The following is a 7,049-nucleotide window of genomic DNA, read 5'->3' on the forward strand; positions in this document are numbered from 1 at the left end:
GCCTGCTCCAGCTCATAGGCGAGTTCGAAAAGAATCTTCTCACCACCAAGCGGTGCCGAAAATTGCGAGCCAATGGGAAGCCCAGCCTCATTCCATGAGAGCGGAACCGACATGGCCGGTGTCCCCACTGCATTATGAAGCGGCGTATAGCTTACATAATTGATGACACGCTCATAAAGCGTATCGAAGGGTACGTTCGGCCCCTGCTCCCCGAGTTTCGGCGGCGCTGATGCGAGGACAGGCGACAGCCACACATCATAGTCCTTCATGAATGCCTCGGTCTCTGCCGTCACCTTCGTAAAGACCGCCAGCGACTCTTCAATCGCGCCCGCAGGCTTTGCATCGAACTTTGCAGCAAGGCCAATGGTCCAGGGCTCAAGCACGGCTTCCGGATCAAGCCCGTTCTCCCTGGCAAGCTTCACCAGCATGGACGGACCGGATGCCCAGATGGTGAGGAAAGCCTCCATAAAGGTTTCGCCGTGAACCGGGTTTTCAACCGGCACAATCTCATGGCCGAGGCTCTCGCAGAGCTTTGCCACATCTTCAATCGCCGCTTTCACATCGGCGTCCGGTTCATTGCCGAAATAGTTCTTCGTATTGAAAGCAATCTTGAGACGCTTCTTGTTCGGCCCCTCGACGCGGCCGACAGGCGCGAGCCGCGCACCCTCTGCCTGCATCTCGGTGACGGCGAACAGGGCCTCGCTGTCCCGCACGGAACGGCTCACGCAATGCTGCACACCGATCTCGCCCGGCAGGTTTCGCTCTCCCGTATAGATGCGGCCCCGGCTCGGCTTCAGCCCGAAAAGTCCGCAGCAGGATGCCGGAATGCGGATCGAGCCGCCGCCATCCGTTGCATGGGCGAGCGGCACCATGCCGGAAGCAACTGCCGCCGCCGCGCCGCCCGATGAGCCGCCTGATGAATGTTCGGGATTCCACGGGTTACGGCACGGCTCCAGAAGAAGCGATTCCGTGGTGGCGAGCAGGCCGAATTCCGGCGTGTTGCTCTTCCCCACCATGATGAAGCCCGCCTTCTCATTCGCGGCGATCAGCGGGTCGGTTTCGGCAGAAATATTCTGCGCAAACATGCGCGAGCCGGAGCTGTTGCGCGTGCCCTTCAGATTATCGAGATCCTTCACAAGGTTCGGCACGCCGGTGAACGGGCCTTTCGGCAGGTCGCCCGCCGCTTCCTCGCGTGCCCGGTCGAACAGCTCCAGCACCACCGCGTTCACCCTGGGGTTGACCTGCTCGATCCGCTCAATCGCGGCATTCACAAGGTCGAGCGCCGTAACCTCGCCCTTCGCAACCAGTTCCGCCTGCCCGAGCGCGTCGAGCTTTGCAAGCTCCGGCGCGCCCGCCATCGCGGGGCGGAACCCCGCCGCATAGGCGCCAGCCAAAGCCGCCGTCGCGGCGGTTGATTTCAGAAATGTCCGGCGGGAAATCTCTCCCGAGAGCGTCACACCCATTTTCTCCTCCCTGATGCGCCTTCAGGCGCCTTTCCTTTAACGCAAGGTAGCGCAGGGATTATGCTTTTTACCAACCCATCTTTACCGCCGGGCGTCCCTTTCAGGGCCGGTTGAAGAGCCATCCCCCAAATGCTACACCCTGCCCGTTCCTTCCCATCCGCCATGAAACTGCGAGGCGCCTGATGATCCCGCGCTATTCGCGACCGGAAATGGTCGCCATCTGGGACCCCGAAACGAAGTTCCGCATCTGGTTCGAGATCGAAGCCCATGCCTGCGAAGCACTGGCCGAGATTGGCGTGATTCCGAAGGAAGCCGCAAAAAACATCCGCGAGCGGGGCGACAAGGCCGTGTTCGATGTCGAGAAGATCGACGCGATCGAGCGCGAGGTGAAGCATGACGTCATCGCCTTCCTCACCCATCTTGCCGAATTCATCGGTGAGGATTCGCGCTTCGTCCATCAGGGCATGACCTCGTCAGACGTGCTCGACACCTGCTTCAACGTGCAGCTTGCCCGCGCGAGCGACATTCTGCTGCGCGACATGGACGAGCTTCTGGCTGCCATCAAGCGCCGCGCCTATGAGCATAAGGACACGGTCTGCATTGGCCGCAGCCACGGCATTCATGCCGAACCCGTGACCTTCGGCCTGAAAATGGCGGAAGCCTATGCCGAGTTCTCGCGTTGCCGCGAACGGCTGGTCAATGCGCGCAAGGAAATCGCGACCTGCGCCATTTCTGGCGCGGTCGGCACCTTCGCCAATATCGACCCCCGCGTGGAAGCGCATGTCGCCAAGGCGCTCGGCCTTGAGGTCGAACCCGTGTCAACGCAGGTAATTCCGCGCGACCGCCATGCCATGTTCTTCGCAACACTTGGCGTCATCGCCAGCTCCATTGAGCGCGTCGCCACCGAGATCCGTCATCTGCAGCGCACCGAAGTGCTGGAAGCTGAAGAGTTCTTCTCCGAAGGGCAGAAGGGTTCATCAGCCATGCCGCACAAGCGCAACCCCGTGCTCACTGAAAACCTCACCGGCCTCGCCCGCCTCGTGCGCGGCATGAGCATCCCGGCCATGGAAAATGTCGCCCTTTGGCATGAGCGCGATATCTCCCATTCCTCGGTTGAGCGCATGATCGGCCCGGACGCAACTGTCACGCTCGACTTCGCGCTGGCACGCCTCACCGGCGTTATCGACAAGCTGGTGATCTATCCCGAGAACATGGAAAAGAACCTCAACCAGCTTGGCGGTCTTGTCCATTCGCAGCGCGTGCTTCTGGCTCTCACGCAGAAAGGCGCGTCGCGCGAAGAGGCCTATCGCCTCGTGCAGCGCAATGCCATGCCGGTCTGGCGCGGGGAAGGCAACTTCCTCGACCTGCTGAAAGCCGATGCCGATGTGAAGAAGTATCTGAGCGATGCGGAAATCGAGGAACGCTTCGACCTCGGCTACCACACCAAGCATGTGGACACGATTTTCGCGCGTGTATTCGGCCGGAGCTGAGGCTTCACCCAACCGTCACAGTCGCGCCCGTACCGCACGGCACCGATATTTGTATCCGGGGGATTTCCCATGCTCCGCACAGCCTTCGACGGCTCGCGCCGCCGCCGCATCTATCTGTTCCGCCACGGCGATGTGTCCTATGTCGATGACAAGGGCAATCGCGTTGCCGACGCGAAGGTCGTGCCGCTGACGGATTGGGGCCGCGAACAGGCAACCCTCACAGGCAAGGCGCTGCAAAAGATTCCCTTTGATCGCGCGGTCAGTTCAAGCTTTCCCCGCTCAATGGAGACAGCAGAGCTTATCCTCGCCGGACGCAATATCGAGATTGAAGCGAACGATCACTTCGTCGAATTTCAGGGCGACCCCGCCTATCGCGCCGCCGTGACCGACCTCAACGATATTGCCTATTCATTCCGCAATGCCCATGTGCCCGGCGCCCGCTACAATGGCGGCGACAGCTTCGAAGAGGTAAACACCCGTGTTCTTGCGGGCCTCGAAAAGCTGATCGCCGAGCCTGAGTGGGACACGCTTGCCCTTGTGGCGCATGGCGGCATCAACCGGCTCGTCATCGGCTGGGCGCTCGGCACCGGCCTTGCCACCTTTGCCGCCATCGACCAGAACACGGCCTGCGTCAACGTCATCGACTTTGACGAAGCGCCCGACACGCGGGAGATCCGCCGCAAGACGCTCCGTGCACTGAACGTCACGGTTTACGATTTGGTGAAGGAAGGCAACCACCTTCTTTCTCTCGAGCAGATCGCAACCCGGCTGAAGCTGAAAGAAGCGGCCCTCTAATTCTCCGGCAAGGCATAGGCGATCACATAGTCACCAAGTTTTGTGCCCGCTCGTGCATGGCCGCCTGCCGCAATCACCACATATTGCCGCCCTTCCCACTCATAGGTCATGGGCGTTGCCTGACCGCCTGCGGGAAGGCGGCCTTTCCAGAGTTCCTCGCCGCTCGCTGCATCAAAGGCGCGCAGATAATCATCCATCGTTGCGCCGATGAACACGACACCGCCCGCGGTAACGATCGGGCCGCCGAAATTCGGCGTTCCCCATTTGATGGGCACCGGAACTGGCGCGAGGTCGCGCACCGTGCCCAGCACGCTTTCCCAGGCAATCGTGACGTCGGAGAGATCAACAGCCGTCAGCATTCCCCAAGGCGGCGGGTTGCAGGGAAGATCAAGGGGAGAGAGCAGCAATTCGCGCTTCACCGCCCAGCGCGTCGGTGCCTGGGGCGAGATTTCCTCATCCGGTTCTGCCGCTCGCGCCGCTTCAAAATTTTCCGAGGGGATAAGCGTGATGAGATGCGCTGCACGGCTTGTATTGATGTAGAGCCGCTGCGTTGCAGGATCGAAAGCGGCCCCGCCCCAATTCGCCCCGCCGCCCGTGAAGGGATACATGATCGTGCCTTGCGCTGAGGGCGGCGTGTAAAGCCCTTCGGAGCGCGCGGCTTCAATCTTCTCGCGACAGGCCTTGCGGTCCCAGAAGGTGAGTCCCCACGCGTCTTCCGGCTTCAGATGCTGCGGTACAAGCGGCGGCGGTGCGACAGGAACAGGCTGCGTTGGCGACAGGAACTCACCCGCCGCTGCATCCTGCGGCACGGGACGTTCTTCCACATCGAAAATCGGCTTGCCCGTCTCGCGATCAAGCACAAAGACAAACCCCGTCTTCGTCACCTGCACCACCGCATCGCGCGGCGCGCCATCGCGGGTCAGCGTCACGAGGCTCGGCTGTGCGGGAAGGTCATAGTCCCACACATCGTGGTGCACGGTCTGGAAATGCCAGCGCACTTTGCCCGTCGCCGCCTCAAGCGCCACAACGGAATTCGCATAGAGATTGTCGCCGGCCCGCGCGCCGCCAAAGAAGTCGGGGCTTGGAGAAGAGGTTGGCAGGAAGAAAAGCCCCCGCGCTTCATCCGCAGCAATGGGTGCCCAGACATTCGCATGTCCTGTCTGCGCCGCAACGCTGCCGCGCGGCCAGCTCGTCGGATGATCTTCCGCGCCGCGCGTAATGGGATTGAACTCCCAGACGGACTTTCCCGTCCGCGCATCAAAGGCGCGCACGGTTCCCTTCGGCGCATCTACCCGGCGATTATCGCTGATCGCAGAACCGATCACGACAACACCGCCCGCAACCGAAGGCGGCGAGGTGATCTGAAACTCGCCCGGCCATTGCAGTTCCATGCCGGGGTCTATCTGCACCTCGCCATTCTCGCCGAAACCGGCGCACGGCTCGCCCGTCCGCGCATCAAGCGCGATCACGCGCGCATCAACCGTGCCCATGAAAATGCGCTTGCCGCAGCTCGCCCCTTCCGCAGCCGCCTCATCCACCCAGGGCGTAACACCGCGGCAAACGAACTGGTTACCGGGGCGGTAGTCGACGGCAACTTTCGGATCGAAGCGCCATTTCTGCTCCCCCGTGCCCGGATCAAGCGCGATCACTTCATTGAAGGGGCTGCAGAAAACAAGCGAGCCTTCGAAGAGGATGGGCGTCACCTCGAAAGCCGTATGTTTCATAGCGTCGGCACGGCTCACCATGTCGCCGGTGCGATAGACCCATGCCTCGCGGAGATCAGAGACATTTTCCGGCGTGATGGCCGTAGCGGCCGAATGGCGGGAGCCGCCCGCGTCAGCGCCATAATGAAGCCAGCCTGCCGCTTCCTCGGCCGAAGCAGCCCCCTGCCCCATGCCGAGAACCGCCACCAACCCCGCAACCGCCACAAACAGCCAACGCATTCCGCCCTCCCGTTTAGATTTGACTGAATGATTCATTCATTTTATATCGGGAGTCAACGAGAAATTGGGCGAGCAGCGAATGAGAAGTGCAAGGAGCAGATGTGGCTAAAAAACCGTCCGACAAGACTGACGCCATAGCCGAAGCGGCCATTGCCTGCTTCAGCGATCTGGGCATCCGCCGCACCCAGATGGCCGATGTGGCCAAGGTCGCAGGCGTGAGCGTTGGCACGCTCTATCTTTATGTCGCGAGCAAGGAAGCCCTTTTTCATCTCGCCATCCTGAAAGTCTGCGCCCGCCCGCTGGCCGAACTCCCCCTTCCCCTTACCGATCCAGGCATGGAGGAAAGCGCCGCCATTTTCGCCGAGCGCGCCAGGGAAGTGCGTCATTGGCCGTCGCTTGATGACGCGCTGATCACCACCGCGAAGCCGGACACGGAAACGCTCCGCCAGATCGGCGCGGAGCTTTACGACATGCTGCATGAGGCGCGCCGCGCCATCTGGCTGGTAGATCGCTGCGCGCAGGAAATCCCCGCTTTCGAGCAGCTTCACGCCCTTGATTTGCGGGCCCACCACCGCGATCAGATTGCGCGCGTGGCCCTTGCCATGAGAGGCAGGAAAGGCCCGCCCTCGCCCGCGCTGAGCCTCGCTGCGCGCCTTGCCATCGAGACGGTTGCCTGGGCAGCCATGCACCGCGTCCGGGAATCAGCGGCAAATGCCATTCCCGGACTGACCGAGCGGCAGGCACGCGAAACCGCTGCGGCGAGCTTCGCGACGATCCTTGTCAGTGCCGTAGATGCGGAAAGTTAAAGCCGGGTCTCAACTCTGAACCTGGCGAATGGCCTCTTCCATCAGGTCGGCCATAGAGCGGCGGATCTGATGGTCCGACTGGTCCACACCCTTCGCGTCGAAATCCTTGCGAATCTTGCGGAACACGTCTTCCTCACCCGCTTCCTCAAGATCGGCGGAGACGACTTCCTGTGCATAGGCTTCAGCCGCCTCGCCGGTCAGGCCCATTTTCTCAGCCGCCCACAGGCCAAGCAGCTTGTTGCGGCGGGCCGTCGCCTTGAAGCGAAGCTCCTCGTCATGAACGAACTTCTTTTCAAAACCTTCTCCGCGCTTGTCAAAGCTGGACATGGAACCTGGCACTCCGTATGGGGGTCATGATGGGCAAGGCCCCCGCCGGGCAGGGTGCCTTTCTTGAGGCTTAGGCATAGCGGGCGAGCGAATTCAAATCAACAGCGATCCCCGCCTCGCCCGCTCCCTGCGGTAAATTGTCTAACTCGCTGATTTCTCCGCCCTTTTTGCCGCATCCGGTATCAACCAGAGGCTCATTGTATCGCGCACGACCTTGGGCTAACT

General features: G+C 61.5%; 6 protein-coding genes. 3 read left to right on the forward strand and 3 right to left on the reverse strand.

The genetic code is table 11. From position 1 onward, the window contains the following. Positions 1-1,463: amidase (locus tag WBF74_RS13615; protein ID WP_424440828.1), on the reverse strand; the 1,463-nt coding region annotated here is incomplete at its 3' end. 182 nt (positions 1,464-1,645) lie between these two features. Between WBF74_RS13615 and purB the strand changes: the two genes are divergently transcribed. Beyond that, the gene (gene purB, locus WBF74_RS13620; protein ID WP_424440830.1) at positions 1,646-2,953 is read left to right on the forward strand and encodes an adenylosuccinate lyase; all 1,308 of its coding nucleotides are present in this window, start codon (positions 1,646-1,648) and stop codon (positions 2,951-2,953) included. Between the two features lie 69 nt (positions 2,954-3,022). Then, positions 3,023-3,748 carry a histidine phosphatase family protein gene (locus tag WBF74_RS13625; protein ID WP_424440832.1) on the forward strand — a complete coding sequence of 242 codons (726 nt, stop codon included), beginning with the start codon at positions 3,023-3,025 and terminating at the stop codon, positions 3,746-3,748. On the opposite strand, the gene WBF74_RS13630 is transcribed toward WBF74_RS13625, so the two are convergent. Further along, positions 3,745-5,691, reverse strand: coding sequence for a pyrroloquinoline quinone-dependent dehydrogenase (locus WBF74_RS13630; protein ID WP_424440834.1), 1,947 nt, complete (start codon positions 5,689-5,691; stop codon positions 3,745-3,747). The genes WBF74_RS13625 and WBF74_RS13630 overlap by 4 nt on opposite strands. 101 nt (positions 5,692-5,792) lie before the next feature. Between WBF74_RS13630 and WBF74_RS13635 the strand changes: the two genes are divergently transcribed. Further along, positions 5,793-6,497 carry a TetR/AcrR family transcriptional regulator gene (locus WBF74_RS13635; RefSeq protein ID WP_424440836.1) on the forward strand — a complete coding sequence of 235 codons (705 nt, stop codon included), beginning with the start codon at positions 5,793-5,795 and terminating at the stop codon, positions 6,495-6,497. A gap of 9 nt (positions 6,498-6,506) precedes the next feature. Here the strand turns inward: WBF74_RS13635 and WBF74_RS13640 are convergent, their stop codons facing one another. Continuing rightward, positions 6,507-6,824 (reverse strand): DUF1476 domain-containing protein, encoded by a 318-nt coding sequence (locus WBF74_RS13640; protein WP_424440838.1) that lies wholly within the window; start codon positions 6,822-6,824, stop codon positions 6,507-6,509. Positions 6,825-7,049 lie beyond the last annotated feature (225 nt).

The organism is Parvibaculum sp. (assembly GCF_049672805.1).
Lineage (GTDB): Bacteria > Pseudomonadota > Alphaproteobacteria > Parvibaculales > Parvibaculaceae > Parvibaculum.